Below are 26,298 nucleotides of genomic sequence, written 5' to 3' on the forward strand. Positions count from 1 at the left end.
CGGGAAACGGGAGCGGATTATGGCGTATGTCGGCAAAGGTGCGTTGCAGGTTGCAGACGAGCTCGCGCGGTTTATCGATGGCGATGTGCTGCCCGGCACAGGTGTTTCGGCCGACGCGTTCTGGGGTGGCGCCAGTGCGATTTTTGCCCGGTTTGCGCCGATCAACCGGGACCTTCTGGCAAAGCGTGACGCGCTGCAGGCCACGATCGATACCTGGCACAAGCAGCGCGCGGGCAAGCCGACAGGCAGCGCCGAATACATCACGTTGCTGACCAACATTGGTTATCTCGTTCCCGAGCCCGCGCCGTTTTCAGTCGATCCGGCCCATGTCGATACCGAATTGTGCGCGATGGCCGGGCCGCAACTGGTTGTGCCGGTGCTCAACGCGCGATTTCTGCTCAATGCCGCCAATGCGCGGTGGGGCAGCCTGTACGATGCGCTGTATGGCACCGATGCCATTCCCGGCGCTATGCAGGGCAGGGGTTATGATCCGGAACGAGGGGGCCAGGTCATCGCCTGGGCCAAGGCGTTTCTCGATGCGGCGGTGCCGCTTGCGACGGGATCGTGGGCGCAATGGCCGGGCGGCGCGCCCGATCTTGCCGATCCGGCGCAACTGGTCGGCCATGCCGGCGACAATCTGCTTTTTCGTCACAACGGCCTGCATATCGAGGTCGTGATCGACCCGTCGCATCCGATCGGCAAGACCGATCCGGCAGGGATGGCCGATGTCATCCTTGAATCCGCGGTGTCGACGATCTGCGATTTCGAGGATTCGATCGCGGCGGTGGATGCGCAGGACAAAGTTGCGGCCTATCGCAACTGGCTGGGCGTGATGAAGGGCGATCTGGCCGAGACGTTCGACAAGGGCGGTACCGCGATCACGCGGCGGCTGAATGCCGATCGCGCCTATGTTGCGCCAGATGGCGTGCCGTTCACGCTGCATGGGCGGTCGCTGTTGCTGGTGCGCAATGTCGGGCATCTGATGACGACGCCGGCAGTGCTGCTGGCCGATGGCCGCGAGGCGCCCGAGGGCATTCTGGATGCGATCGTGACTGCGACGATTGCGCTGCACGATCTGCGCCGCGATGGGGGGGTAAGGAACAGTCGGACCGGATCGGTCTATATCGTCAAGCCAAAGATGCACGGGCCGCAAGAGGCCGCGATGGCCAACGACCTGTTCGATGCGGTCGAGGATATGCTCGGCCTTGCGCGGTATACGCTGAAAATCGGGGTGATGGACGAAGAACGCCGCACTTCGGCCAATCTGGCCGCATGCATCCATGCGGTGCGCCACCGGATCATGTTCATCAACACCGGGTTCCTCGATCGCACCGGCGACGAGATCCACACTTCGATGCAGGCAGGCGCGATGCTGCGCAAGGGCGACATGAAGACGACGCCCTGGATCAAGGCGTATGAAGACCGCAATGTCCAGATCGGGTTGGCCTGCGGGCTGTCGGGCAAGGCGCAGATCGGCAAGGGCATGTGGGCAATGCCCGATCGCATGGCGGACATGCTGGCGCAGAAAATCGGCCATCCGCAGACCGGCGCCAACACCGCCTGGGTGCCCTCACCGACTGCGGCGACGCTGCATGCCACGCATTATCATGCGGTGGATGTGTTTGCGCGTCAGGCGGAGCGGCGCGCCGAGCCTGTCGCCGATCTGGCCGCGCTGCTGACGATCCCGCTGGCGGCCGGGCACAACTGGTCTGCCGAGGAGATCGAGGCCGAGCTCGACAACAATGCGCAAGGGCTGATGGGCTATGTCGTGCGCTGGATCGACCAGGGCGTCGGCTGTTCCAAAGTGCCCGATTTCAACGATATCGGCCTGATGGAAGACCGCGCGACGTTGCGCATTTCGAGCCAGCATCTCGCCAACTGGCTGTTGCACGGGGTGGCAAGTGCGCAGCAGGTCGATGCCGCGCTGCTGCGCATGGCGGCCAAAGTCGATGCGCAGAACGCCGGCGATCCGCTGTACCGGCCAATGGCGTCGGACCCTGCGGGCAGCCTGGCGTTTCAGGCGGCGCGCGCGCTGGTGTTCGACGGGGTGGCACAGCCGAGCGGGTATACCGAGCCGCTGTTGCACGCCTGGCGGGCGCGGGTGAAGGCGGCGGAGTAAACGAGCCACTCATGAGCAAGAACCACCGCAATAAGGTGTGTGGGCGCCGCACGCTGTGGCATATACGATCGGCACCCCAACAGAAAGCAGCGCCGATGCAAGACCTGTCAGACCTCGTCGGCCCGCTGACCACCTTGCGGCGCGATATCCACGCGCATCCCGAACTGGGTTTTGCCGAATTCCGCACGGCGGCGCGCATCGCCCAAGTGCTGACGGACGCCGGCCTCGATGTCCACGAAGCGATCGGCGGCACGGGCGTAGTCGGGGTGCTGCGCGTGGGCGAGGGCACGCGCTGCGTGGGATTGCGCGCCGATATGGATGCGCTGCCGTTCGACGAACAGACGGGGCTGCCCTGGGCGAGCCGGACGCCGGGCAGCTTTCACGGCTGCGGCCATGATGGCCATGTCGCGATGCTGCTTGGCGCGGCGCAAGTCATGGCCAAAGCGCGCGATATTTCGGGCACGGTCAATTTCATCTTCCAGCCGGCCGAAGAGGGCGGCGGCGGCGCGCGGGTGATGATCGAGGACGGTTTGTTCGATCGTTTCCCCTGCGACCGGGTCTATGCGCTGCACAACTGGCCCTCGCTGCCCGCCGGCACGATCGCCACGCGGGCCGGGCCGATCATGGGTGCGGCGGACAAGTTCCGGATCGTCGTAACGGGCAGGGGCGGGCATGCCGCCTTGCCGCATGAAACGACCGACGCAGTGCTCGCGGCCGCGCACCTGGTGCAACAGTTGAACACGATCGTATCACGTAATGTCGCTTCGTCATCGGCGGCGGTGTTGTCGGTGACGATGATCCATGGCGGCGATGTGCACAATGTCATCCCCGCCAATGTCGGCGTGACCGGCACCGTGCGCACGTTCGATCCGGTGGTGCAGGACCGCATCGAGGAGCGCATCCGCCAGATTGCGCAAGGGATCGCGACCAGCTTCGAAGTCGCGTGTACGGTCGATTACGGCCGGTATTATCCCGCGACGATCAACGACGCCGCTGCCGCCGAAGATGCGCTGGCCGTGGCCGCGACCGTCGGCACGGCGCTGCGCGCGCCGGAGCCGGCGGCTACATCGGAAGATTTTTCGTTCATGCTGCAACAACGACCCGGCGCGTATATCTGGCTGGGCCAGGGCAAGGGCAACGATCCCGCGCCACTGCACAATCCGCATTATGATTTCAACGACGATGTCCTCGAAACCGGTGTCCGCCTGCATGTCGCATTGGCAAAGAATTGGCTGGGCCGGGAACTAGGTCTGGGGCTGGCCGCTTGATCGCGCAGCATTAATTTGCGGCGGAACTGGACGAGGGCTTTGCAAAGGACTATGTACCGAACGGTATGGAAAGCGAACTGACTTTGGAAGCTGCCGAATGCGTCGCGCCGTCACGTGGGCGTCCCCGGCAATTCTGTGCGGATGCCGCGCTGGCTGCCGCGCTGAAGGTGTTTTGGACACGCGGGTACGAAGGTGCCTCCATGGCCGAGCTGACCGAGGCGATGGGAATTACCAAGCCCAGCCTCTACGCCTGTTTCGGCAACAAGGAATCGCTGTTTTCCAAGGCATTGGATTTGTACGAGCGCGACAAGCTGGCCTATGTCCACACCGCGCTGGACGCGCCGACTGCCAAGGGCGTGGCGGAGCGTTTCCTGAAAGGCGCGCTCGCGCTGCAGACCGGTAGCGGCGATCCACGCGGGTGCATGGGTGTGATCAGCGTGGTGGCCTGTGCCAACTTTGCGGAATCGATTCGCCAGGACGTGATGGCGCGCCGTGTCTCGTCGGACCAGGCGATCGTCGCGCGGTTCGTTCGTGCCAAGGCTGAGGGCGATCTGCCCGACACGGTCACCCCGGAGGCGCTGGCGGCATACCTGTCGGCGATGATGCAGGGTCTCAGCGTGCAGGCCGGTGCGGGCATGAAGCCCGACCAATTGACGCAGCTGGTTGATACCACGCTGGCGCTGTGGCCCGGCCGCTAAAGGCGGTTGAGGCTCCCGCCGCCGGAGGCGGCATTCAGCGCTTGTTAAATTATATTACCAATCGGTACAGAAACTGGTTGACGACATCGGACTGACTTTCTATACCGCTTGGTATTGAATGTGTCCGGGCAACTGCAGCCCACTCGCAGACCGATCAGCGCGTTTTAATCCCGCGCGCTGACGCCCCGGCACATTCGAGACTTTTCGGTGGCAGGCAAAGTCTGCGCCGAGAGCGGCTTGCCGCCTGTCGCGTCCCTGGCGGAGCGATCGGTCGGTTCAGGCTGAGACCGACCCTCGTTTGCCGCGCGTTCCGCCTCCGTCCCCCCCGGAAAGGCAGGATCGGCGGCAAACAGGGTCGGTCAATCTGGAAGAGGCGCATCTTGTATTCACCCGGCCGGATTTTCCGGTCCGGCGCGCCTTTTGGTGTGCCTTCTATTCGCTATTTTCGGAGTTGCCCTGATGGATATGCGCACCACCATCGAAACGGATACGCGCCCCGCCGCGGAATTGCGGCCAGCCAGGCGTGCTGGCTCGCAAAGCCAGATCGCGATCGGCGTGCTGGTGCTGGCTGCGGTCGGTGCTCTTGGCTGGACCGCGCTGGTGCGCTCTCCGGCCAAGGCTATCGTTCCGCCGCCGGCGACGGTGGGCGTTGCGGCGCCGCTGGTCGCGCCGGTTGTCGAGTGGGACGATTTCGTCGGCCGGTTCGCGCCGAGCCAGTCGATCGAGGTGCGCCCGCGCGTCGCCGGGCAGGTGACCGCGCTGCATTTCCACGACGGCGATATCGTGCAAAAGGGCCAGGTGCTGTTCACGATCGACCCGCGGCCCTATCGCGCCGCGCTGGCCGAAGCCGCCGCCAATGTTGCATCGGCGCGCAGCGCACTGGTGCTGGCCAGGTCGGACTTGGCGCGGGTTTCGCGCCTTACCGGTGACGAAGCGGTTTCGGCAGGCGAAGTCGATGGTTTGCGCGCGCATGTCCAGGCCGCCGAGGCCGCGCTGGCCGGCGCCCAGGCCCGCGAGCGCACCCGCGCGCTCGATATGGAATGGACGCAGGTCCGCGCGCCGATCACCGGACGGATTTCCGACCGCCGGGCCGACGTCGGCAATCTGGTGGCGGCCGGCGAAGGCGCCAATGCCACGCTGCTGACAACGATCAACGCGCTCGATCCGATCTATTTCAGCTTCGATTCGTCCGAAGCGCTGTTCCTGAAGGCGCAGCGTGAAAAGGCGGCGCATGGCGCTTCGCCCGTGGTCGAGATCAAGTTGCAGGACGAGCCCGGCTATGCCTGGCACGGCCGGCTCGATTTTACCGACAACGGCCTCGATCCGCATTCAGGCACGATCCGCGGCCGTGCGGTGATCGCCAATCCCAAGCTGTTCCTGACGCCCGGCCTGTTCGGCAATATGCGGCTGTCGGGCGGCGGTACGGTCCAGGCGCTGCTCGTGCCCGATGAAGCCGTTCAGTCCGACCAGGCGCGCAAGACGCTGCTGGTGGTCGGCACTGACGGCACGGTCGTGGCGAAACCGGTGGTGCTGGGCCCTGTCGTGCGGGGCCTGCGCGTGATCCGCAGCGGACTGTTGCCGGGGGACAAGGTGGTGGTGACCAATGTTCAGGCGGCGATGCCCGGCGCGCATGTCGTGGTCCGCTCCGCGCCGATTTCGCCGCAGACCGTTTCGGCTGATGCGGGTGCGTCCGGTGCGTCCGCGCCGACTGCAGCCCAGGTGACGTTCGTACACTAACCGTTTTTTCCCGATCCGACCTTTTCAACCGGCGCGCCTGCGCCCGGGGGATGGGCCGCGCTCTCTTTCCGTTGGGAACCTTTCATGCGTCTGTCCCGCTTTTTTATCGATCGGCCGATCTTTGCCGCCGTGATCGCAGTGATCATCACGATCATCGGTGCGCTGGCGTTTGTCGGCCTGCCGATCTCGCAATATCCCGAGATCGTGCCGCCCACGGTGACCGTGTCGGCGCAATACCCCGGCGCGTCGGCCGAAACCGTGGCGACGACCGTCGCCGCGCCGATCGAGCAGGAAATCAACGGCGTCGACAACATGCTGTACATGAGCAGCCAGTCGACCGGTGACGGCAACCTGAAAATCACCGCCACCTTCAAGATCGGCACCAATCTCGATACCGCGCAAGTGCTGGTGCAGAACCGCGTCGCGGTCGCCGTGCCGCGCCTGCCTGACGAAGTGCAGCGGCTGGGCGTGGTCACGCGCAAGACCAGCCCCGACTTCCTGATGGTGGTCAATCTGCAATCGCCGAGCGGCAATCTGAAACGCGATTACCTGTCCAACTATGCGCTGACCCAGGTCAAGGATCGGCTGTCGCGGCTCGACGGCGTGGGCGATGTGACGCTGTTCGGATCGCGCGATTATGCCATGCGCATCTGGATCGATCCGGGCCGCGCCGCGTCGCTCAATCTGACCGCAGGCGAAATCGTGGCTGCGTTGCGCGCGCAGAACGTCCAGGTTTCATCGGGCGCGCTCGGCGCGCCGCCGATCGCCAAAGGCGACGCGTTCCAGCTCGGTGTGGAAATGCAGGGGCGCCTGACCACGCCCGACCAGTTTGCCGATATCGTCATCCGTACCGATGCCGACGGGCACCAGGTGCGCGTGCGCGATGTCGCGCGGGTCGAACTGGGTGCGCAGGACTATGGCACCAACACCTATCTGTCGAACCAGCCCACGGTCGTGATCGCGGTGCTGCAACGCCCTGGATCAAACGCGCTCCAGGCCGCCGCGCATGTCAAGGCGGAGATGGATACGCTGTCGAAGTCGTTTCCCAAGGGCATGGAATATTCGGTGATCTACAACCCCACCGAATTCATCAGCCAGTCGATCGATGCAGTCTATCACACGCTGGGCGAAGCGATCCTGCTGGTCGTGCTCGTGATCCTGGTGTTTCTTCAAAACTGGCGCGCTGCGGTAATTCCGATCATCGCCATCCCGGTGTCGCTGCTCGGCGCGGCGATCATGTTGCTGGCGCTGGGCTATTCGCTGAACAATCTTTCGCTGTTCGGCATGGTGCTGGCCATCGGCATCGTCGTCGATGACGCGATCGTCGTCGTCGAAAACGTCGAACGCAATATCGGCCTGGGTCAGACCCCGTTGCAGGCCGCGCGTTCGTCGATGGACGAAGTTGCCACTGCGCTGGTGGCGATCGTGCTGGTGCTGTGCGCGGTGTTCGTGCCCACGCTGTTCATCACCGGCTTGTCCGGCGCGTTCTACAAGCAGTTTGCGGTCACGATCTCGACCGCGACGGTCGTCTCGCTGGTGCTCAGTCTGACGCTGTCGCCGGCGATGGCCGCGCTGTTGCTGAAGCCGCATGCGCATGGCGTCGCCGACGATTTGTCGGTGCCGCGTTGGCGCCGGATGCTCGCGGGCGCTGCCGACCGGTTCAACGCCGGGTTTAAACGGTTGAGCGATGGCTATGCCAATCTGACCCGGCGGCTGCTGGCGGCGCCAAAGCGCGTGTTTGCGGTCTATGCCGCGCTGATCGTGGCGACGGTCGCCTTGTTCTGGGTCACGCCGAGCGGGTTTATTCCAGCGCAGGACCAGGGCTATTTCCTGGCGGTCGTGCAATTGCCGGCCGGCGCTTCGCTCGAGCGCACAGATGCGGCGACGCGCGAGGTTGCGGCAAAGATCCTGCCGATCAAGGGCTTGCGCGGGGCAGTGATGTTTGCCGGGTTCCACGGGCCGTCGCAGACGGTGGCGCCCAATTCCGCCGCGATCTATTTCCCGTTCAAGACGTTCGACGAACGCCGTGCAGAGGGTGCAACATACCAAGGCATCATGGCGCAGGCGCAGGCGGCTGTCGCAGGCTACGACAAGGCGCGTATCCTGATCCTGCCGCCCCCCGTCATTCAGGGGATCGGCCAGGGCGGCGCGTTCATGTACATGCTGCAGGATCATGAAGGGCGCGGCTATGGCGCACTGAACGATCAGGCGACCGCGTTGATCGCCAAGGCGCGGGCAACCGGCGAATTCAAGCAGATCTACACGCTGTTCGATGTCGGCACGCCGCGTATTTTTGCCGATGTCGACCGCCGCAAGGCCGATCTGCTGGGCGTGCCGCCCGAACGCGTGTTCGAAGCGATGCAGGTCTATCTGGGTTCGGCCTTCGTCAACGATTTCAACCTGCTTGGCCGTACCTACCGGGTCACCGCGCAGGCCGATCAGGACCATCGCGAAACCACGGCCGACATTGCCAACCTGAAGACACGGTCGAACACCGGACAGATGGTGCCGATCGGGTCGGTCGCGACGTTCCGCGATACGACCGGGCCCTATCGCGTGGTGCGGTACAACCTGCAACCGGCGATCGAGATCGCAGGTGACCCGGCGCCGGGTATATCGTCGGGCCGATCGCTGACGACGATCGAAAAGCTGGCGGATACGACGCTGGCGCCCGGATACGGTGGTGACTGGACCGATATCGCGTTTCAGCAGCGGCACGCGGGCAATACCGCAGGCGTCGTGTTTGCGATGGCGGTGGTGTTCGTGTTCCTGGTGCTGGCCGCGCAATACGAAAGCCTGATGCTGCCGCTGGCGATCGTGCTGATCGTGCCGATGTGCCTGTTTGCAGCGATGCTGGGCGTCAATCTGCGCGGGATGGACAACAATATCCTCACGCAGATCGGGCTTGTCGTGTTGATCGCGCTTGCCGCCAAGAATGCCATTCTGGTCGTCGAATTCGCCAAGCAGGCCGAGGACGAGCAGGGCATGAGCCCGGTCGAGGCCGCGATCCATGCGGCACGTACCCGGTTGCGGCCGATCCTGATGACCAGCCTGGCGTTCATCCTGGGCGCGGTACCGCTGGTGACCGCGACCGGGGCAGGGGCCGAACTGCGCCAGGCGCTGGGCACCGCGGTGTTCTTCGGCATGGCCGGGGTTACGGCATTCGGCCTGCTGTTCACGCCCTCGTTCTACGTCTTGTCCCGGCGCCTGAGCGGACGGAATTCGGGCCGATCGCGCCCGGGCCATCACGCCGCATCGCTGATGCCGGCGGAATAGGAACCATGATGATGACCAGATATTTCGTTCCGTTGCTGCTGGCAACGTCGTTGCTGACAGCATGTGCCGTGGGGCCGAACTATGTGCGGCCCCACACCGCGCTGTCTGCCGCCGCGCCGTTCATCGGTGCCGAAAACACGGCGGTTACCCGCGAAGCGGTGATCGACAAGTGGTGGATGATGTACAACGATCCGGTGCTGGACCGCGTGGTCGCCGATGCGATTGCTGCCAACACCGACATTCGCGTCGCCGCTGCGCGGGTCGATCATGCGCGCGCGCTGTTGCGCGATGCGAAATCGAACCGCCTGCCGACCACGGGCATCAATGTCTCGGTGCAGCGCGAACGCCTGCCGAGCTCGCAAGTGTTCCCCGGCGAAGGCCGGGAGCAGACGGTCTATGACGGCGGGCTGTCGCTATCATACGAGGTCGATCTGTTCGGCCGGGTCAGCCGCGGGATCGAGGCGGCGCATGGCGATGCCGCTGCGGCGCAGGCCGATGCCGATGGCGTGCGCGCGGCGGTGATCGCCGACACTGTGCGCGCGTATCTGGATATCACGACCAGCGCCGAGCAGTTGAAAGTGGCGCAGGACACGGTGACTCTGCTCGATACGTCAGTGCGGATCACGTCGGCGCGGTTCGATGTCGGACGGTCGGACCGGCTGGATGTGCTGCGCGTGATGGCGCTGCGCGACCAACAGGCCGCGCTGGTGCCGCAGATCCTGGCCGACCGGCGTGCGGCCCTGCTGCGTCTGGCGACGCTGACCGGGCGCGCGCCGGCCGATCTGCCTGCCGACCTTGCGTTGCAGGTGATCACGCCGCAGCCCGCCGCGCCGATCCCGGTGGGCGATGGCGCCGCGCTGATCGCCCGTCGCCCCGACGTGCGCGCAGCCGAGCGGCGGCTGGCGGCGGATTCCGCGCGAATCGGTGTGGCCACGGCCGAGCTGTATCCGCATATCAGCCTGGGCGGGTCGATCGGGTCGACCGCGCTTGGCGGCCAGAATGTGCTGGGCGACGGCGCCTCGCGGTGGGCGCTGGGGCCGCTGATCAGCTGGACCTTTCCCAATTTCAGTGCGGCGCGCGCGCGGATCGCGGCGGCGCGCGCCGATGATGCGGCCTCGCTGGCCCAATTCGACGGCACCGTGCTGATCGCGCTGGAGGAAACCGAGCGGGCGTTGACCCGGTACGCCCGCCTGCGCGAACGGATCGAGATCCTGACGCGCACCCGCGACGAAGCCCAGCGCGCCGCGCGCATCACGCTGGCCCGTCAGCGCGAGGGCCGGATCGACTTCCTGACCGTGCTCGATGCCCAGCGCACGCTGGCGTCGGCCGAAACCGACCTCGTCACCGCCCGTCGCGACGCCAGCTTTGCGCAAGTGGACCTGTTCCGCGCGCTTGGCGGTGGCTGGGCCAGAACATAACCAGAGAGGAGAACACCGATGGATATTCGTGCCGCATATGACTGGAGCCGGGTCATCGACTGGCTCGACAGCGATATCACCGCCTACACGATCAAGCACGCGATCGGATTCGTGATCGTGTGGTGGCTGGCGCGACGCTGGTTGCGTGCATCAGCTGTGGAGACGGCGCCCGCCCTGGCCACAACGAACCTGACAAGCGCAAGAGCGATCGCATCGGTGATGGCACCCGGATGCGCGCGCGCCAGGCAAATCGCGGCGATCGGCGATGCCGAAAAGGGCAGGCGGAGCGATTGCCCATGCGCGACCGCCAATGCGAACACGGTCCATGCCGACACGCAATGTGTAGCGTGGTCGGCCTGAATCAAAGCTGTTCGATGCTCATCGCGAGATCGCTTTGTTTGAACGGTTTGGTCAGGCGTTGCATGTCGGGCGAAATACCGTCGACGTCGGCATAGCCCGAAATGATCAGCACGCGCGTGCCCGGGCTGCGCTGGCGGATCGTGATGGCAAGATCGGTGCCGGTCATTCCCGGCATCAGATGGTCGGTCACCAGCAGTTCGATCACGCCAAGCTGATCGAGTTTCGACAGCGCATCTTCGGCCGATGCCGCCTCGATCACCTGATAGCCCAGCTCGATCAGCATGTCGGCGGTGCTGGAGCGCACGAGCGCTTCGTCATCGACGAGCAGCGCGGTGCCGCGCTCGACCGCGGGGCCAGTCGGCAGCGCGATTGGCGCGACCCGATCGGGCATTGCAGATGTGACGGGCAGCCACAGATGGATCGTCGTGCCTGCACCCGGCGCGCTTTCGATCGTCAGTCCGCCACCCAGCTGCGCCGCAAGGCCGTGCACCATCGACAGGCCGAGCCCGGTGCCCTGGCCCACGCCCTTGGTGGTGAAAAACGGCTCGATCGCTTTCGCCTGGGTCTTTGCATCCATGCCAAGGCCGGTGTCGGCAATCTGCAAATGGATATAATCGCCTGCAGCCAGATCGGCATGATCGCTGCCACGCACATGGTCTTCCGATGCGCTGATCGTCAGCTTGCCGCCATCGGGCATCGCGTCGCGGGCATTCACCGCCAAGTTGAGCAGCGCCATTTCGATCTGGTTCGCATCGGCATGCGCGCAGGGCAACAGGGGGTCGATGTCAATCGCCAGCCCGATGCGCGGCCCGCATGTGCTTGTCAGCAGCCCTGCCAGATTGCGCACCAGCATGCCCAGATCGATGGCGGTCGCCTGCAATGGCTGGCGCCGCGCAAACGCCAGCAGGCGCTGCACCAGGGTTCGCGCACGTTCGGCAGACTGGATCGCGCCATCGATCAGGCGGCGTTCGCGATCGCCGCCGACGCCGCGGCGTTGCAGAATGTCGAGACTGCCCACGATCGGAGTCAGCAGGTTGTTGAAATCGTGCGCCACACCGCCGGTTAGCTGGCCCATCGATTCAAGCTTTTGCGACTGGCGGAGCGCTGCCTGGGTCTGTTCCAGTGCGCTCGTTCGCTCGATAACCCGTTGTTCCAGCGTCTCGTTGAGCGCCAGCAGCCGCTCCTCGCTTTCGCGCAAGGCCATTTCCATCTTTCGCCGCTCGGAAATGTCGTTGAACAGCACTGCGACTTGCCCGCCGCCGGGTTCACCGACTGGAAAGGCATAGACATCGACCCAGACATCGCCAAGCGCTGCAGCATGGTCTTCCAGTCGTGCGGACTGGCGCGTTTGCGCGACCTTGCCATAGACGTCCAACCAGTGTTGCGACGGCGTTGCCACCATCGACCGGAATGTGCGGCCCGGCACGACGCTCATCCCGGTCTGGCGCTCGAACGCGGGGTTGGCCTCGTTGAAAACATAGTCGATGGCACGGCCATCGGTATCGAAGATCATCGTGATGATGCAAAACCCGGCTTCGATCGATTCGAACAGCGATCGGTACTTGGTCGCGCCGCGATGCAGATCTTCGAGCCGCGCACGCGCGTCGTATTGCCGCCGCCGCCCGCGCAGAGCCGATTGCGCGAGGCTGACCAGCGACGTGGGATGGAACGGCCGTTCCAGGAACGACACATTGCCCAAAGTGTCCAGAAATCGTTTGGCCGCCGGATTGCGTTCGAGACCGCCGCCCTTTTGCGTGAGCAATATGAATGGAAAATCAGACCATTCGGCCTGCACCGAAAGCCACTGGACGAGCGGTTGCAGATTGACGGTGCGCAGCGCTTCCTCGGTCACGACGGCAAGGCCCGCCCCTGCCGCAACGCCTGCAACAAGTGCGGGAAAGTCTGCGCATGCCACGGCGTTGAGGCCCGCCTCTGCCAGCAGGGCGGATGCGATCATTGAGTCGCGGCCGCCCGGTGCCAGGATCAGGGCGCGTTCGGAAAAATCGGGAATCACGGGGCCCCGGTTTCCAGCAGCGCTCCCGCACCTGTATTGCTGTCGCCCAACGACCCGTTGCCGCTGAATTCGGGGATGCCGCGCAAGATACCCTGGAAACCGATCAGCGGTTCACCGATGCGGAACCCGTTCTGGCCGATCTTGAACTCGCGGATGGTTGCCTCATGGGGCCCGGTCCGTTTCTTGATGACGGAAATGGCGCGGCGCACATGACCTGTCGCTTCAAAATACCGCAGCATGACCACGGTGTCGGCTAGATAGGTCACATCGACTGTGCTTTGCATGTCGCCAATCAGGCCATGTTGCGCCACGGTCAAAAACGTGGTCGTGCCCTGCCGGTTGAGATACTGAAGCAATTCGTGCATATGCAGGACCAGCGCGTTTTCCTGGGGCATCGCGGCCTGGTATCCGTTCAGGCTGTCGACGACGATCGTATGCACGCCGTGATGTTCGACGGATGTGCGCACACGTTCGGAAAATTCGCCCGGAGACAATTCTGCGGCATCGACCTGTTCGATAAACAGGCTTTTGCGATCCACCATCGCCTGCATGTCGATGCCAAGTTTCAGCGCGCGCTTGAACAGGATGCCGATTTCTTCATCGAAGACGAACATCGCGGCGCGTTCGCCGCGTGCAATCGCTGCTGCAACAAATGTCAGGCTCAGCAGAGATTTGCCGGTGCCCGCAGGGCCCAGGATGAGCACGCTCGATCCCCGCTCGATGCCGCCACCCAGCAGCGCGTCGAGCGGCGCTAGTCCGCTACACACCACATCCTGAACAAATTGCGATTTGTGCTCGGCCGAGACCAGCCGCGGAAACGCACGCACGCCGCCGGTGTCGATGGCAAAATCGTGGTAGCCACCGCGATAGCGCATACCGCGATATTTCGTCACACGCAGCCGACGGCGTTCCGCGCCATAGTTCGGCGCCAGTTCCTCCAGCCGGATTACCCCATGGGCGACACTGTGCACGGTCTTGTCCTGCGCGTCGGCGGTCAGATCATCAAGCATCAGCACGGTAACATGCTTGGTTGAAAAGAACTGCTTGAGCGCCAGGATCTGCCGGCGATAGCGCAGCGAGCTTTGCGCCAGCAGCCGGATTTCGGACAGGCTGTCGATAACCACGCGATCGGGTTGGACTTGTTCGAACGCCTCGAGAATGCCGCTGATGGTCTCGCCCAATTCAAGATCAGAAGAATAGAGCAGGCTTTGTTCGTGATCATTCAGCATGGTTTCCGACGGTACCAGCTCGAAAATGGTCAGCGCGTCAATATTCCATCCATGCGAACGGGCGGTGTCCAGCATTTCCTTCTTGCTCTCGGACAAGGTCACATAAAGGCACGCTTCACCGCGTGTCTTGCCCTCGAGCAAAAACTGGGTTGCGATCGTGGTCTTGCCGGTGCCGGGGCTGCCTTCGAGCAGGAACACATTCCCACGGGACAAGCCACCGCCGAGAATATCATCCAGGCCGCATACCCCGGTCATCGCCAGATCGGTCATTGGTTCGGTCACGGTGTGGTTCTCATGCAAAAGACTTTTGAACGTCTAGGAGCTTTCAATGCGCTATATAGCGGTGTGTTCCTTACCCTTTGGGACGGCGGCGGTTACGCGGATGCCCGAATATGATCGATGAACGCACGCAATGTCGCAGGAACCAGACGCCGCCCCGGATAATACAGATATGGCCCCGAAAACATCTGCCACCAGGGTTTCAGCACCGGTACGAGCGTGCCGTCGTGCAGATGGGGCGCCAGCCACTCCTCGAACAGATGCACGATGCCGTTACCTGCGACGGCGGCCGCGACGGCCAGGTCCATGGCGCCGCCAGGACCGACGATCAACGGGCCTTTGGGATCGACAAAGATCACTTCGCCATCGTGTTCGAATTCCCAATCGGGCATTGCGCCGCTGCGAAACCGGCCGCGCAGGCAGGCGTGGTCCAGCAGGTCGCGCGGGTGCTCGGGCGTGCCATGCGCGGCCAGGTAGGCAGGCGCAGCAGCGGTCGCCATGCGCTGGTGGCGGGGCCCTGTCGGCACCGCAATCATGTCGGCCTCCAGCCGTTCTTCATAGCGCATGCCCGCATCGCAGCCTTGCGCCAGAACATCGACAAAGCTGTCTTCGGCCGTGATCTCGACGCGGATATCGGGATAGGCGGCCATGAAACCGGGCAGGATCGCGGGCAGCACCAGCCGCGCAACACTGATCGGCACATTCAGCCGCAGCGTGCCCGAGGGGCGGTCGCGAAACGTGTTGACCACGTCGATCGCCGCGTCGACTTCGCGCAAGGCAGGGCCCAGCCGTTCGAGCAATTGCGCGCCTGCCTCGGTCGGCGTGACCGACCGGGTCGAGCGATTGAGCAGCCGCACGCCCAGGTCGGTTTCTAGCCGCCGGATCGCTTCGCTCAGCGTCGATGCGCTTTGCCGCCCCTTGCGCGCCGCCTCGCGGAATCCACCCGCCGTGGCCACCGCGAGCAGGGCGTTCAGATCGCTCAATTCGGGCTTGCGTGTTTCCATCGTGCGAATTTCCGTACAACCTGTGTGGATACCATGGCCTTATCATACACGCAGGTTTGTCCTAAATCATCGTTCAGACGCTTGTTCAGGAGTTTACCGCATGACCGACATCACAACCTATCCCATGGGCGACCGTACTGTACGGCGGATCGGCTATGGCGCGATGCAACTGGCAGGCCCCGGCGTGTTTGGCCCGCCGCGCGATCACGATGCGGCGCTGGCGGTGTTGCGCGCGGCGGTCGCTGCCGGGGTCAACCATATCGACACCAGCGATTTCTATGGCCCGCACGTCACCAACCGGCTGATCCGGGAGGCGCTGGCACCGTATCCCGACGATCTGGTGCTTGTGACCAAGCTGGGCGCACGGCGCGGCGATGATGCCAGCTGGATCCCCGCGCAATCGGCCGACGACCTGCGCCGGGGGCTGGAGGACAATCTGCGCCATCTCGGGCTCGACGCGATGGAAGTGGTCAACATGCGCTTCATGGGCGATGGGCACGGGCCCACGGACGAGCCGGTCGAACCGCAAATGCGCGCACTGGCCGAAATGCAGCGCGAGGGCCTGATCCGGCACATCGGGATCAGCACGGTGACAGCCGCGCAAGTCGCGGCCGCGCAGCAGATCTGCCCGATCGTGTGTGTGCAGAACCAGTACAATATCGTCCATCGCGGCGATGACACGCTGATCGACAGCTTGGCCGAACAGGGCATCGCCTATGTGCCGTATTTCCCGCTGGGCGGGTTTTCGCCACTGCAGTCGGACCGGTTGCAGGCGGTTGCGACGCGCCTGGCGGCCAGCCCGATGCAAGTTGCGCAAGCCTGGCTGCTGCGCCGCAGCCCGAATATCCTGCTGATCCCGGGCACGTCATCGCTGGCGCATCTCGAACAGAACCTTGCAGTCGCGTCGCTGGTCCTCGACGACAACGCTATGGCTGAATTGAATGCGATCGGTCGGGTTGCCTGATCCTATCGGCACAGGCGCCACTCGCTCATGCGTCATCCCGGATCAAGTCCGGGATGACGAGGATGACGGGGTGGCGCGCTTATCCGGCGTTTGCGGGTATCTGTCCGCGATCGTAATCCAGCACCGCCTGCAACAGCACATTGGCGCCGCGTTCCGCATCGGCCGGCGTGATGTTCTCCGCGACATTGTGGCTCAGCCCGTTTTCGCACGGGATAAAGATCATGCCGGTGGGCGCCACACGCGCGGTATAGACCGAATCGTGCCCCGCGCCCGACAGCATCGCCCGGTGCGAATATCCCAGCCGCTGCGTCGCGGCGCTGATCGCACCCAGCACGCCGGGGTCGAACGACACCGGCGGTGACGACCAGATCAGGTTGAGCGTCATGCCCACGCGCAACTGCGATTGCAGGGCGGACATGGCGTTGCGCAGCTTGGCTTCCAGCTGGTCGAGCCCGGCCACGTCCGGGTGACGCAGGTCGACGGTCATCCGCACTTCGCCAGGCGCGGTGTTGCGCGATCCGGGATAGGCCTGGAACAGCCCGATCGTTGCCAGGGAGGCGCCGGGATCGGACCGGCCTATCTCATCGACCGCGATGGCCAGCCGCGCCGCGGCATGCAGCGCGTCGCGGCGCAGCGCCATCGGCGTGGTGCCCGCATGGCAGGTCTGGCCCTTGACCACGACATCGAACCAGCGAATGCCCTGGACTCCGCTGACGACGCCGATCTCGAGCGCTTCGGCCTCGAGCACCGGGCCTTGTTCGATATGCAGTTCGAAATGCGCCGCGAGCGCATGCCCGCCTGGCGTCTCGTCGCCGGCAAAGCCCGATTGTGCCAGCGCCTCGCCCATGGTCACGCCGTCGCGGTCGGTCTGGGCCAGCGCGTAATCGAGCGTGAACACGCCGGCGAATACGCCCGATGCGACCATTGCCGGCGCGAACCGCGCCCCTTCCTCGTTGGTCCAGTTGATGATTTCGATCGGATGGCGCGTGGTGGTGCCGCTGGCCTGCACTGTGCGCGCAACTTCCAGTCCCGCCAGGACGCCCAGAATGCCGTCGAACCGGCCACCAGTGGGTTGGGTGTCGAGATGGCTGCCGATCGCGATCGGGGGCAGGGCGGCGTCGCTGCCGGGCAGGCGCGCATATTGCGTGCCGATGCGGTCTGTCGTGACGGTCATGCCGATGGCCTGGCACGCTTGGGCAAACCAGCGGCGCATCGCCGCGTCTTCGTCCGACAACGTCAGCCGGCACAGCCCGGGGCGATCGGGCGCGGGGCCGGCAATCGCGCCGTACTGTGCGGTTTCGGCCAGCGTCGCCCACAGGCGTGCGCCGTCGATACGCAAGTCCTGCGTCATCGCAGCGGCTCGCGCTTGAGCGGCATCGTCATGCAATGGATGCTGCCACCACCGCGCGCAAACACGTCGAGCGGCGGGTCGATCACGGTCACTCCGCGTGCGCGCAATTCGGCGTTGATCCGCACGCTGTGCGCCGGCGAAATCACGCGGTTTTCGCCCAGCGCGAGCAGGTTGCAACTCATCGCCATGACTTCGGGATACGTCGCGTGGACGATCTCGATCCCGTGTGCGGTCAGGAATGCAGCGAAATCGTCACCCAGCACATCGGTGCAGGCGACGGCTATGTTGTCAGTGGCCATACAGTACAGAACGTCGAGATGAAGGAAATGTTCGGGAAATTCTTCGGTGCGTGTGGTCCAGCCGGCGTCTTTGAACCAGCCGGTGAACTGCGCGGCGCCCGCGCGATTGGTGCGCACCCCCGAATGCCCGACGATCAGCAGGCCGGGGCGCACGATATGAATATCGCCGCCCTCGACCACGCCTTCGCTGGCAAAGCGGTGAAATCCGCCGGCAGCGAGATGAAAATCGAGCACCGCGCTGTATTCGCCGCGCCGCTGCGGCAATGCCAGTTGCGTGAGCACCGGGCCCCACGGCGTGGTCTGGCTCGAATCGCGGGTATAGACCTGGTACGGATGGGCGCCGGTGGGTTTGAGGAAATGCAGGTTGACCCCGGCCGTGCCCAGCGCCTCGGTCAGGCCGTCCCACTGGCGCAGCATCGCCGCGCGATCGAATTGCGCAGACGAGGCCAGGGTCGAGACTGCGACTGCGTTGGTTTCCATCCAGTGGTAGTGGTCAGGCGGGCATAACAGCACATCGGTCAATACGCCCGTTTCCGAATCCACAGTCCACTGCATCGTTCACTCCCGCTCGAAGACCAGCGACTATAGCGACGGGTCTGGCGGATGCAGTATCTTTCGTGGGCTAGTGGACTTTGGCCGAGAATTGCCCGCACGCGCGCATGCCGTTGGTCAGGCGGTCATGCGCCAGGCACAGGCCGTCACGCCCGCGCACTGCCGCCTGCGCCGAAGACATGACCGCCAGCCCGCCCATTTCGCGCTCGATCACGCGGGGATCGGTGCAGAAGTGGGCGCAGGGCGCGCACGGCTGATCAGCCACCCAGATGCTGCCAATAGCTGCCGAACACATAGACCGACAACACGTAGCCGAGCACGACATTGACCGCGACACCGGCGGAAAACGCCAGCAGCGGCTTCGACCCGGCGCGCGCAAGCTGATCGAACCGCGTCGTCAGCCCGATGCTAAAAAAGCAGAAGATGAACGCCCAGGTGCGCATATCCTTGATCGGGCCGACAAACGCCGGGATTGCGACCTTGTTGTACGCGGTCAGCGTCAGCCCCGCCGTCACCACCGACACGATCGCCGAGGCCGCCAGGAACCCGATCACGAATTTGGGAAAGCGGCGCCAGATTTCGCTGACGTCGGGCGCACCCGTGCCAGGCTGATCGCGCCAGCGCGTGGTTGCGACAACCGCAAGCGCCACCGCCCAGATGCCGATCCATACATCACGGCCAAGCACTTTCATCAGCGTGAATGCCTGCAACGCCTGGTCGGCGGTGCCGGTGATCCCGGGAACTTTGCCCGCAAGTCCGCCATAGGCCTGCGCCGCGGCAATGCCCGCCGCATCGGCAAATTCCGACGTGCCGATCCATGCGCCCGCGACGCCTGTCGGCAACAGCAGCCCGCGCGATACCAGTGGCAGCACGAATATCATCACGATCGCCCACAACACGACCGCCGAGATCGTTACCGAGGCGTTTTCCCGCTTGGCGCCGACCGCGCCCGCAATCGCGATTGCCGCCGATACGCCGCACACCGCGCCGCCGACGCCCAATGTGGCGGCAAACCGGCGATCGAGCCCGAGGCGTACCGCGATGAAATAGATCACGGCAAACGTGACGATCGACACGACCGCCGCCTGGCCCACCGCGACCGGCCCGGCGAGCACGATCAGCGTCAGCGGCACGGTCGCGCCGAGCAGCACGATGCCGACCTTTACATACATTTCGCCGCGCAGCCCCGCCGCGAAACGCGCCGGCACCCCGACGGTGTTGGCAACCAGCAGCCCCAGAAACAGCGCGACCAGCGGCGGTTCGAGATTGTACGCAACCGCCTTGTCCCATTGCCCGAGCACGAAAATCACATAGGCCGCCAGATAGAGCGGCACGAACGCAACCAGAAAGTCGCGCAGCCGGTAGCCCAGCGCCGACAACGCACCGCCGAACACCGCCGCCCAGAACACGAATTGTGCAAGGTAGCGGGGATAATTGGTCGCCAGGTCGGCGGTGACTTCGCCAAGGCTTTTCCAGCGGGGAGGCAGCACTGCGAGCCAGCGCAGCGACAGGCCGAGGTGCGACAGCACCAGCGCGGCGATGACGATGCCAAGGCCGATACCGACGGCCCACCAGTCTTCGTTGCCGGGCCTGACGGTCTGGCCGGGCGATGGGCTTGGTGCTGTGTCGGCCATGGTACGCTCCCGCGAATGCAGCACGCCCCCGTGCTGCCTTTGCGGGGGAATACTCAACCAGGTTTATTGAGTAAAGCCGGCGTTAGGTATCACGGACTAAAGCTGAGGTTGGCCGAACGTGCCTTCGTCGAACCCCTTCCTTGGTGTGCGGGCGGGCCGAACCGCGGCGTTTCACCCTGCGCCTTCCCCGACATAGATCGCGCCCCAGGCAGGCAGATGCGCGGGATCGGCGCCGTTGACCGAATACAACACGTCTCCGGCCGGGCTGGCATGATCATGCGCCGCCGCGCCGATGTTGAACGCGCAATGGATGGTATGGCCGTTGTGGCGGCGGGTAAACGACAGCAGATTGCCAAGAACACGGATATCGACGATCGCGCCCAGGCGCAGCGCCATATGCGTCTGGCGCAGCGCCAGCATATGCCGGGTGTGCGCCAGCATCGCGTCGGGATCGTGCTCCTGCGCAGAGACGGCGCGCGCGATATTGCCGGCGGACAGCGGCAGCCAGGGTCGCCCGGTGGTAAACCCGCCATGCGGCGCATCGGCATCCCACGGCATGGGCGTGCGCACGCCGTCGCGGCCCAATGTCTGCGGCCAGTTGGCGATCGCCTCGGGATCCTTCAGCATTTCGAACGGGATTTCGTCCTGCAACAGGCCCAGTTCCTGCCCCTGGTAGATAAAGATATTGCCGCGCAGCGCGCCCAGCAGCGCGATCACCATGCGCCCGAACGGCCCGCGATCTTCGCCCCCGGCCCAGCGCGACAGGCAGCGCGGGGCATCGTGGTTTTCGAATGCCCAGCTCGGCCAGCCCTCTCCAAGACCTACGCCCAGGCCATCGCCGCCCGCGTCACCCGCCCAATTGCGCAACGACGATGCGACGATCGCGGCGCTGAGCGTTGGCGCATACAGGAAATCGAAGCCATAGGCGCTCGACAGGCGCCGCGTGCCGGCGGTGTAGGCCTTCATCAGCGGCAGCGGATCGTCGCCGCCGACTTCGGCGACCGAAAACACCGCGCCGAATTCGTCGCACACACTGCGGATGCGCTCGACGAACCCGACGACATCGGGATGGCCCTGGCTGTGCTGCTTGATCTGGAAATCGAACGGTCGGGTGCGCGGCTTGTCATCGGTCGCGGGCGGATTGTCGGTGAAATCCGGGTCGAACATCGCATGGTTGAGCGCGTCGAAGCGAAACCCGTCGACACCACGCATCAGCCAGAACCGCACGACATCGAGCAGCGCATCCTGGACCACCGGCAGATGCACATTCAACTGCGGCTGTTCGGCAAGGAACTGGTGATAGTAATATTGCGCGCGGCGGCCGTCCCATGTCCACGCCGGGCCGCCGAACACCGATTGCCAGTTGTTGGGCGGGGTGCCGTCGGACTTTGCGTCGCGCCAGACGTACCAATCCGAATGATCGCCGCTGTGGCCCGAGCGGCTGTTGGCGAACCAGGGATGCTTGTCGGACGTATGCGCAAACACCAGATCGATCGTGACTCGCAGGCCCAGGTCGTGCGCGCGCGCGACCAGCGCGTCGAAATCGGCCAGCGTCCCGAAGATCGGATCGACATCGCGGTAATCGGCGACGTCGTAGCCGTAGTCGACCATCGGACTGGTGAAAAACGGCGAGATCCACACCGCATCGACACCCAGCCGCGCGACGTGATCGAGATGCGCGGTAATCCCCGGCAGATCGCCGATGCCATCGCCATTGCTGTCGGCAAAACTGCGCGGATACACCTGGTACACCGCCGCGCCGCGCCACCATTCGCCGCCGGCGATTATCTCTGCGTCACTCATGTTTGTCCGGGCCTTCCGCAAATGCGCGTGCAAATCACAGGTCGGGCGGGGGCAGGTCAAGCGCCAATCGGGGGGTTGGCCGTTCGAGGCGTTTTAAGGCGTGATGCAGTTTCGCCTGCTTTTGACGCAAGCATGAATGATCCAACGCCCCCACCACACGTCACCCCGGACTTGATCCGGGGTCCCGCTGCCTTTGCGACGGTGCATGCGGTTGCAACGTCAGCGTAAAAGGGAAGCGGGATCCCGGGTCAAGCCCGGGATGACGAGAAAGCGGGAGGATGATGTGATGTTCAGGGGCGACGCATGATCAATGCACTGCGGGTGCAGGACAGCACTTCCTCGCCGCGCTGATTGGTCAGCCAGTGGCGGAACGTGACGACGCCCGCGGTGGGCCGCGAGCGGCTTTCACGCGCGTCGATCACTTCGCTGTGGCAGGTCAGCGTGTCGCCGATGAATGTCGGTTTGGGGGTGACGATCTTGTCGAAACCCAGATTGGCGACGAGTGTGCCGACCGTCGTGTCACTCACCGACAGGCCGATGCACAGCGCAAAGGTGAAAGTCGAATTGACCAGGATCTGGCCGAATTCGCTGGTGCGCGCGGTTTCGGCATCGAGGTGCAGCGGTTGCATGTTGTGAGTCATCGCCGAAAACAGCAGGTTGTCGGTCTCGGTCACGGTGCGGCTGGGCTGATGCGCAAGGCGCGTGCCGATCGTCCACTCTTCGAAGAACCGCCCGGTCATGCCGCATCATCCTTTTCGATCCGGACCAGCACCGCTTCGGCGCCCACCTGCTGCCCGGCCCGCACCGGCAATTCGGCGACGGTGCCCACCACAGGGCTCTTGATCGCCTGTTCCATCTTCATCGCTTCGAGTGTCAGCAGCGTCTGCCCTTTGGCCACGTGGTCGCCAATCGCGACCATGACCGAGGTGACGAGCCCCGGCATCGGCGCGATGATGGCGCCCGCGCCATCTTCGGCACCGGCGGCGGCCGGGCGCCAGGGGGTGATCAGCCAGGTTGCGCCGCTTTCGCTTGCCAGGATGCCGCGCGACGTCGGCGTGATCGATCCGCTGCCGGCACCGCCCAGCATGACCGCATGCACCGTTTCGCCATCATCGAGCCGCAATTCGACCGGCACCGGCGGCGCATTCAGCCGCCAGCCGGCGAGATGCGGCGCGGGCCCTGCATCGGCTGCGCCATAAAATTGCTGCGCGATATTCTGGAGCAGCGGATGGCCCGGAACCGGACGCGCAGCCCAGTCATCGCCGCGCCGCCCGACCAGCCCGGTGTCGAGATGCCCGGCGACGACCGCGTCATCGGCAAGCGCATGCGCCAGAAACGAGGCATTGGTGCGCACCGGCCAGCATTCGACCGCGCCAGCCATGGCAGACAGCCCGGCAAACGCCTGGTCGCGCGTTTCGGCATGGTTGATCAATTTAGCGAGCATCGGGTCGTAATACGGGCTGACCGCGTCGCCTTGTTCGACGCCGCTGTCGACGCGCCCGGTTTGCGGCAGGCGCAAATGATCGAGCCGCCCGATGCTGGGCAAGAACCCGGCCGCAGGATCTTCGGCGTACAGCCGCGCCTCGACCGCATGACCGGTCGATGTAATCTGCTCCTGCGTCAGCGGCAACGGCTCGCCGCTGGCCACGCGCAATTGCCATTCCACAAGGTCGATGCCGGTGATCGCTTCGGTCACCGGGTGTTCGACTTGCAGGCGGGTGTTCATTTCCATGAACCAGATGCGATCGGCATCGAGCGGGCCCGAGCCGTCGGCAATGAATTCGATCGTGCCGGCGCCGCGATAGTTGACCGCCGCTGCCGCGCGCACCGCCGCCGCGCACAGGCGTCCGCGCGTTGTCGCGTCCATGCCGGGGGCAGGGGCTTCCTCGATCACTTTCTGGTGGCGACGTTGCAGCGAACAATCGCGTTCGAACAGGTGCACGACCGACCCAAGCGCATCGCCGAACACCTGCACTTCGATATGGCGCGGCGAGGCGATGTATTTTTCGATCAGCACATGCGCATTGCCGAACGCGTTGCGCGCTTCGCGCTGGCACGAGGCCAGCGCCTCGGCGAACTCCGCCGCAGCGGAGACCAGCCGCATGCCTTTGCCGCCCCCGCCGGCGACCGCCTTGATCAGCACCGGATACCCGATTTTCGCCGCTTCCTCCGCCAGCAGTGCAGGGGTCTGGTCTTCGCCCATGTAGCCTGGCGTGACCGGAACGCCGGCGGCGATCATCAGGCGCTTGGCCGCGTCCTTCAGGCCCATCGCGGTGATGCTGGCGGGATCGGGGCCGACCCAGACGAGCCCGGCCTCGATCACGCTTTGCGCAAAGGCGGCGTTTTCCGACAGGAAGCCATAGCCGGGGTGGATTGCCTCTGCGCCGCTTTCGCGCGCAGCGGCCAGGATGCGTGATCCCGCGAGATAGGATTCGCCTGGCCGCGCGGGCCCGATCGCGACGGCGGTGTCGGCCATCCGCACATGGAGTGCCTTGGCATCGGCTTCGGAATAGACCGCGATCGTGCGCACACCCAGGCGTCGCGCGGTGCGGATGACGCGGCAGGCGATTTCGCCGCGATTGGCGATCAGGACAGAACGGATCATCGCATCACATCCGGAACACGCCGAACTGCGCGTGTTCGGGTATGGGGGTTTCAAGACAAGCAGCGAGCGACAGGCCGATGACATCGCGGGTCTGCACCGGATCGATGATGCCGTCATCCCACAGCCGCGCCGAGGCGAAGTACGGATTGCCTTCGGTTTCGAAGGTGTCGCGGATCGGGGCCTTGAACGCTTCGGCCTGTTCGGGCGTCCAGGTCGCGGCGTCGCGGTGGACGGTGGCAAGAACGCTTGCCGCCTGTTCGCCGCCCATCACCGAGATACGCGAATTGGGCCAGGTGAACAGGAAGCGCGGATCGTACGCCCGCCCGCACATGCCGTAATTGCCCGCGCCGAACGATCCGCCGATCAGCACGGTGATCTTGGGCACGCTGGCGGTGGCGACGGCGGTGACCAGCTTGGCCCCGTCGCGCGCGATCCCTTCGGCCTCGTACTTGCCGCCGACCATGAACCCGGTCACGTTCTGCAGGAACAGCAGCGGGATCTTGCGCTGGCACGCCAGCTCGATGAAATGTGCGCCCTTCAGCGCGCTTTGTGAAAACAGCACGCCGTTGTTGGCCAGGATCGCGACAGGCATGCCGTGGATATGCGCAAAGCCGGCGATCAGCGTGGTGCCGTACAGCGCCTTGAATTCGTGGAACTCGCTGCCGTCGACGATCCGCGCGATGATTTCGCGCGCGTCGAAGCCTTCGCGCAGGGTTTCGGGGATCAGGCCGTAAAGGTCGTCTGCCGGGTAGAGCGGGTCCTTTGCCGGCTGGCGATTGACCGCGGCGGCTTGCGATGGGGGCAGGGTGCCGACGATATCGCGCAGGATCGCCAGCGCGTGATCGTCATTGGCCGCCAGGTGATCGACCACGCCCGATTTGCGCGCATGCAGGTCGCCGCCGCCCAGGTCCTCGGCACTGATGTCTTCGCCAGTCGCGGCTTTCACCAAGGGCGGCCCGGCCAGGAAGATCGTGCCCTGGTTGCGCACGATCACGCTCTCGTCGCTCATTGCCGGCACATAGGCGCCGCCGGCGGTGCAACTGCCCATCACGCAGGCGATCTGCGCAATGCCTTGCGCCGACATCTGCGCCTGGTTGAAAAAGATCCGCCCGAAATGATCGCGGTCGGGAAAGACCTCGGCCTGGTGCGGCAGGTTCGCCCCGCCGGAATCGACCAGATACAGGCACGGCAGGCGGTTTTCGGCGGCGATCGCCTGCGCGCGCAGGTGTTTCTTGACCGTCATCGGATAATACGTGCCGCCCTTGACCGTGGCGTCGTTGGCCACGATCATCACCTGGCGCCCCGCCACCCGCCCGATCGCGGTGATCAGGCCCGCGCCCGGCACTTCGTCGTCATACAGCCCGAACGCCGCCATCTGTCCCAGTTCGAGCAGCGACGAGCCCGGATCGAGCAGGCGCTCGACCCGGGCACGGGGCAGCAATTTGCCCCGCGCAACATGGCGCTCGCGCGATTTCGCCCCGCCGCCCTGGGCGATCTGCGCGACACGGTCGCGCAATTGCGCCGCCAGCGCGCGGTTGTGCGCATCGCGCGCCACGACTTCTGGCGCCAGGCGATCCAGAACCGTTCCGATAATGCTCACAAAATCCTCCCCGAAACGGGGAGGGGGACCACGCGAAGCGTGGTGGAGGGGCGGTGCCGCAAGGGATTCCCCTCCGATGGCGCGCCGT

Annotated in this window: 19 protein-coding genes; 8 read left to right on the plus strand and 11 right to left on the minus strand. The window is 64.9% G+C overall.

The genetic code is table 11. The features are described 5' to 3' along the window. Window positions 1–19 precede the first annotated feature (19 nt). From ACOOE2_RS09365 to ACOOE2_RS09395, 7 genes are all read left to right on the plus strand, one after another. The gene (locus ACOOE2_RS09365) at window positions 20–2,119 is read left to right on the plus strand and encodes a malate synthase G (protein WP_420382745.1); all 2,100 of its coding nucleotides are present in this window, start codon (window positions 20–22) and stop codon (window positions 2,117–2,119) included. 95 nt (window positions 2,120–2,214) lie between these two features. Continuing rightward, window positions 2,215–3,387, plus strand: coding sequence for a M20 aminoacylase family protein (locus ACOOE2_RS09370; RefSeq protein WP_420382746.1), 1,173 nt, complete (start codon window positions 2,215–2,217; stop codon window positions 3,385–3,387). Between the two features lie 65 nt (window positions 3,388–3,452). Next, window positions 3,453–4,085, plus strand: coding sequence for a TetR/AcrR family transcriptional regulator (locus tag ACOOE2_RS09375; RefSeq protein ID WP_420382747.1), 633 nt, complete (start codon window positions 3,453–3,455; stop codon window positions 4,083–4,085). Between the two features lie 459 nt (window positions 4,086–4,544). Continuing rightward, the gene (locus tag ACOOE2_RS09380) at window positions 4,545–5,822 is read left to right on the plus strand and encodes an efflux RND transporter periplasmic adaptor subunit (protein ID WP_420382748.1); all 1,278 of its coding nucleotides are present in this window, start codon (window positions 4,545–4,547) and stop codon (window positions 5,820–5,822) included. Window positions 5,823–5,906: 84 nt separating this feature from the next. Then, window positions 5,907–9,098 (plus strand): efflux RND transporter permease subunit, encoded by a 3,192-nt coding sequence (locus tag ACOOE2_RS09385; protein ID WP_420382749.1) that lies wholly within the window; start codon window positions 5,907–5,909, stop codon window positions 9,096–9,098. Window positions 9,099–9,109: 11 nt separating this feature from the next. Continuing rightward, on the plus strand, window positions 9,110–10,516 hold the full coding sequence (locus ACOOE2_RS09390; RefSeq protein ID WP_420382750.1) for an efflux transporter outer membrane subunit: 1,407 nt from the start codon (window positions 9,110–9,112) through the stop codon (window positions 10,514–10,516). An 18-nt stretch (window positions 10,517–10,534) separates the two neighbouring features. Then, window positions 10,535–10,876 carry a hypothetical protein gene (locus ACOOE2_RS09395; protein ID WP_420382751.1) on the plus strand — a complete coding sequence of 114 codons (342 nt, stop codon included), beginning with the start codon at window positions 10,535–10,537 and terminating at the stop codon, window positions 10,874–10,876. Window position 10,877: 1 nt separating this feature from the next. Here the strand turns inward: ACOOE2_RS09395 and ACOOE2_RS09400 are convergent, their stop codons facing one another. From ACOOE2_RS09400 to ACOOE2_RS09410, 3 genes are all read right to left on the minus strand, one after another. Next, the gene (locus tag ACOOE2_RS09400; RefSeq protein ID WP_420382752.1) at window positions 10,878–12,833 is read right to left on the minus strand and encodes an ATP-binding protein; all 1,956 of its coding nucleotides are present in this window, start codon (window positions 12,831–12,833) and stop codon (window positions 10,878–10,880) included. A gap of 53 nt (window positions 12,834–12,886) precedes the next feature. Beyond that, window positions 12,887–14,389, minus strand: a complete 1,503-nt coding sequence (locus tag ACOOE2_RS09405; RefSeq protein ID WP_420384587.1) for an ATPase domain-containing protein — start codon at window positions 14,387–14,389, stop codon at window positions 12,887–12,889. Between the two features lie 104 nt (window positions 14,390–14,493). Beyond that, on the minus strand, window positions 14,494–15,402 hold the full coding sequence (locus tag ACOOE2_RS09410) for a LysR substrate-binding domain-containing protein (RefSeq protein ID WP_420382753.1): 909 nt from the start codon (window positions 15,400–15,402) through the stop codon (window positions 14,494–14,496). Between the two features lie 100 nt (window positions 15,403–15,502). Here ACOOE2_RS09410 and ACOOE2_RS09415 point away from each other — a divergent pair, with 100 nt between their 5' ends. Then, window positions 15,503–16,366, plus strand: coding sequence for an oxidoreductase (locus tag ACOOE2_RS09415; RefSeq protein ID WP_420382754.1), 864 nt, complete (start codon window positions 15,503–15,505; stop codon window positions 16,364–16,366). A 79-nt stretch (window positions 16,367–16,445) separates the two neighbouring features. Here ACOOE2_RS09415 and ACOOE2_RS09420 read toward each other — a convergent pair whose 3' ends face one another. The 8 genes from ACOOE2_RS09420 to ACOOE2_RS09455 all read right to left on the minus strand — a co-directional run bounded on the left by ACOOE2_RS09420 (window position 16,446) and on the right by ACOOE2_RS09455 (window position 26,210). After that, entirely contained in the window at window positions 16,446–17,717 is a 1,272-nt protein-coding gene (locus ACOOE2_RS09420) for a M20 family metallo-hydrolase (protein ID WP_420382755.1), read from the minus strand. Continuing rightward, on the minus strand, window positions 17,714–18,571 hold the full coding sequence (locus tag ACOOE2_RS09425) for a dimethylarginine dimethylaminohydrolase family protein (protein ID WP_420382756.1): 858 nt from the start codon (window positions 18,569–18,571) through the stop codon (window positions 17,714–17,716). Before ACOOE2_RS09425 ends, ACOOE2_RS09420 begins: the two co-directional genes overlap by 4 nt. 67 nt (window positions 18,572–18,638) lie before the next feature. Beyond that, on the minus strand, window positions 18,639–18,833 hold the full coding sequence (locus ACOOE2_RS09430) for a hypothetical protein (RefSeq protein WP_420382757.1): 195 nt from the start codon (window positions 18,831–18,833) through the stop codon (window positions 18,639–18,641). Continuing rightward, complete coding sequence (locus ACOOE2_RS09435; protein ID WP_420382758.1) at window positions 18,826–20,202, minus strand: YeiH family protein; 1,377 nt, start codon at window positions 20,200–20,202, stop codon at window positions 18,826–18,828. Before ACOOE2_RS09435 ends, ACOOE2_RS09430 begins: the two co-directional genes overlap by 8 nt. Before the next feature lie 171 nt (window positions 20,203–20,373). Beyond that, the gene (locus ACOOE2_RS09440; RefSeq protein ID WP_420382759.1) at window positions 20,374–22,005 is read right to left on the minus strand and encodes an alpha-amylase family glycosyl hydrolase; all 1,632 of its coding nucleotides are present in this window, start codon (window positions 22,003–22,005) and stop codon (window positions 20,374–20,376) included. Window positions 22,006–22,295: 290 nt separating this feature from the next. Then, window positions 22,296–22,745: a MaoC family dehydratase gene (locus tag ACOOE2_RS09445; protein ID WP_420382760.1), complete on the minus strand. Its 450-nt coding sequence runs from the start codon at window positions 22,743–22,745 to the stop codon at window positions 22,296–22,298. Then, entirely contained in the window at window positions 22,742–24,610 is a 1,869-nt protein-coding gene (locus tag ACOOE2_RS09450; RefSeq protein ID WP_420382761.1) for an acetyl/propionyl/methylcrotonyl-CoA carboxylase subunit alpha, read from the minus strand. Before ACOOE2_RS09450 ends, ACOOE2_RS09445 begins: the two co-directional genes overlap by 4 nt. 4 nt (window positions 24,611–24,614) lie before the next feature. Further along, entirely contained in the window at window positions 24,615–26,210 is a 1,596-nt protein-coding gene (locus tag ACOOE2_RS09455; RefSeq protein WP_420382762.1) for a carboxyl transferase domain-containing protein, read from the minus strand. Window positions 26,211–26,298 lie beyond the last annotated feature (88 nt).

This window comes from Novosphingobium sp. (assembly GCF_965214355.1).
Lineage (GTDB): Bacteria > Pseudomonadota > Alphaproteobacteria > Sphingomonadales > Sphingomonadaceae > Novosphingobium.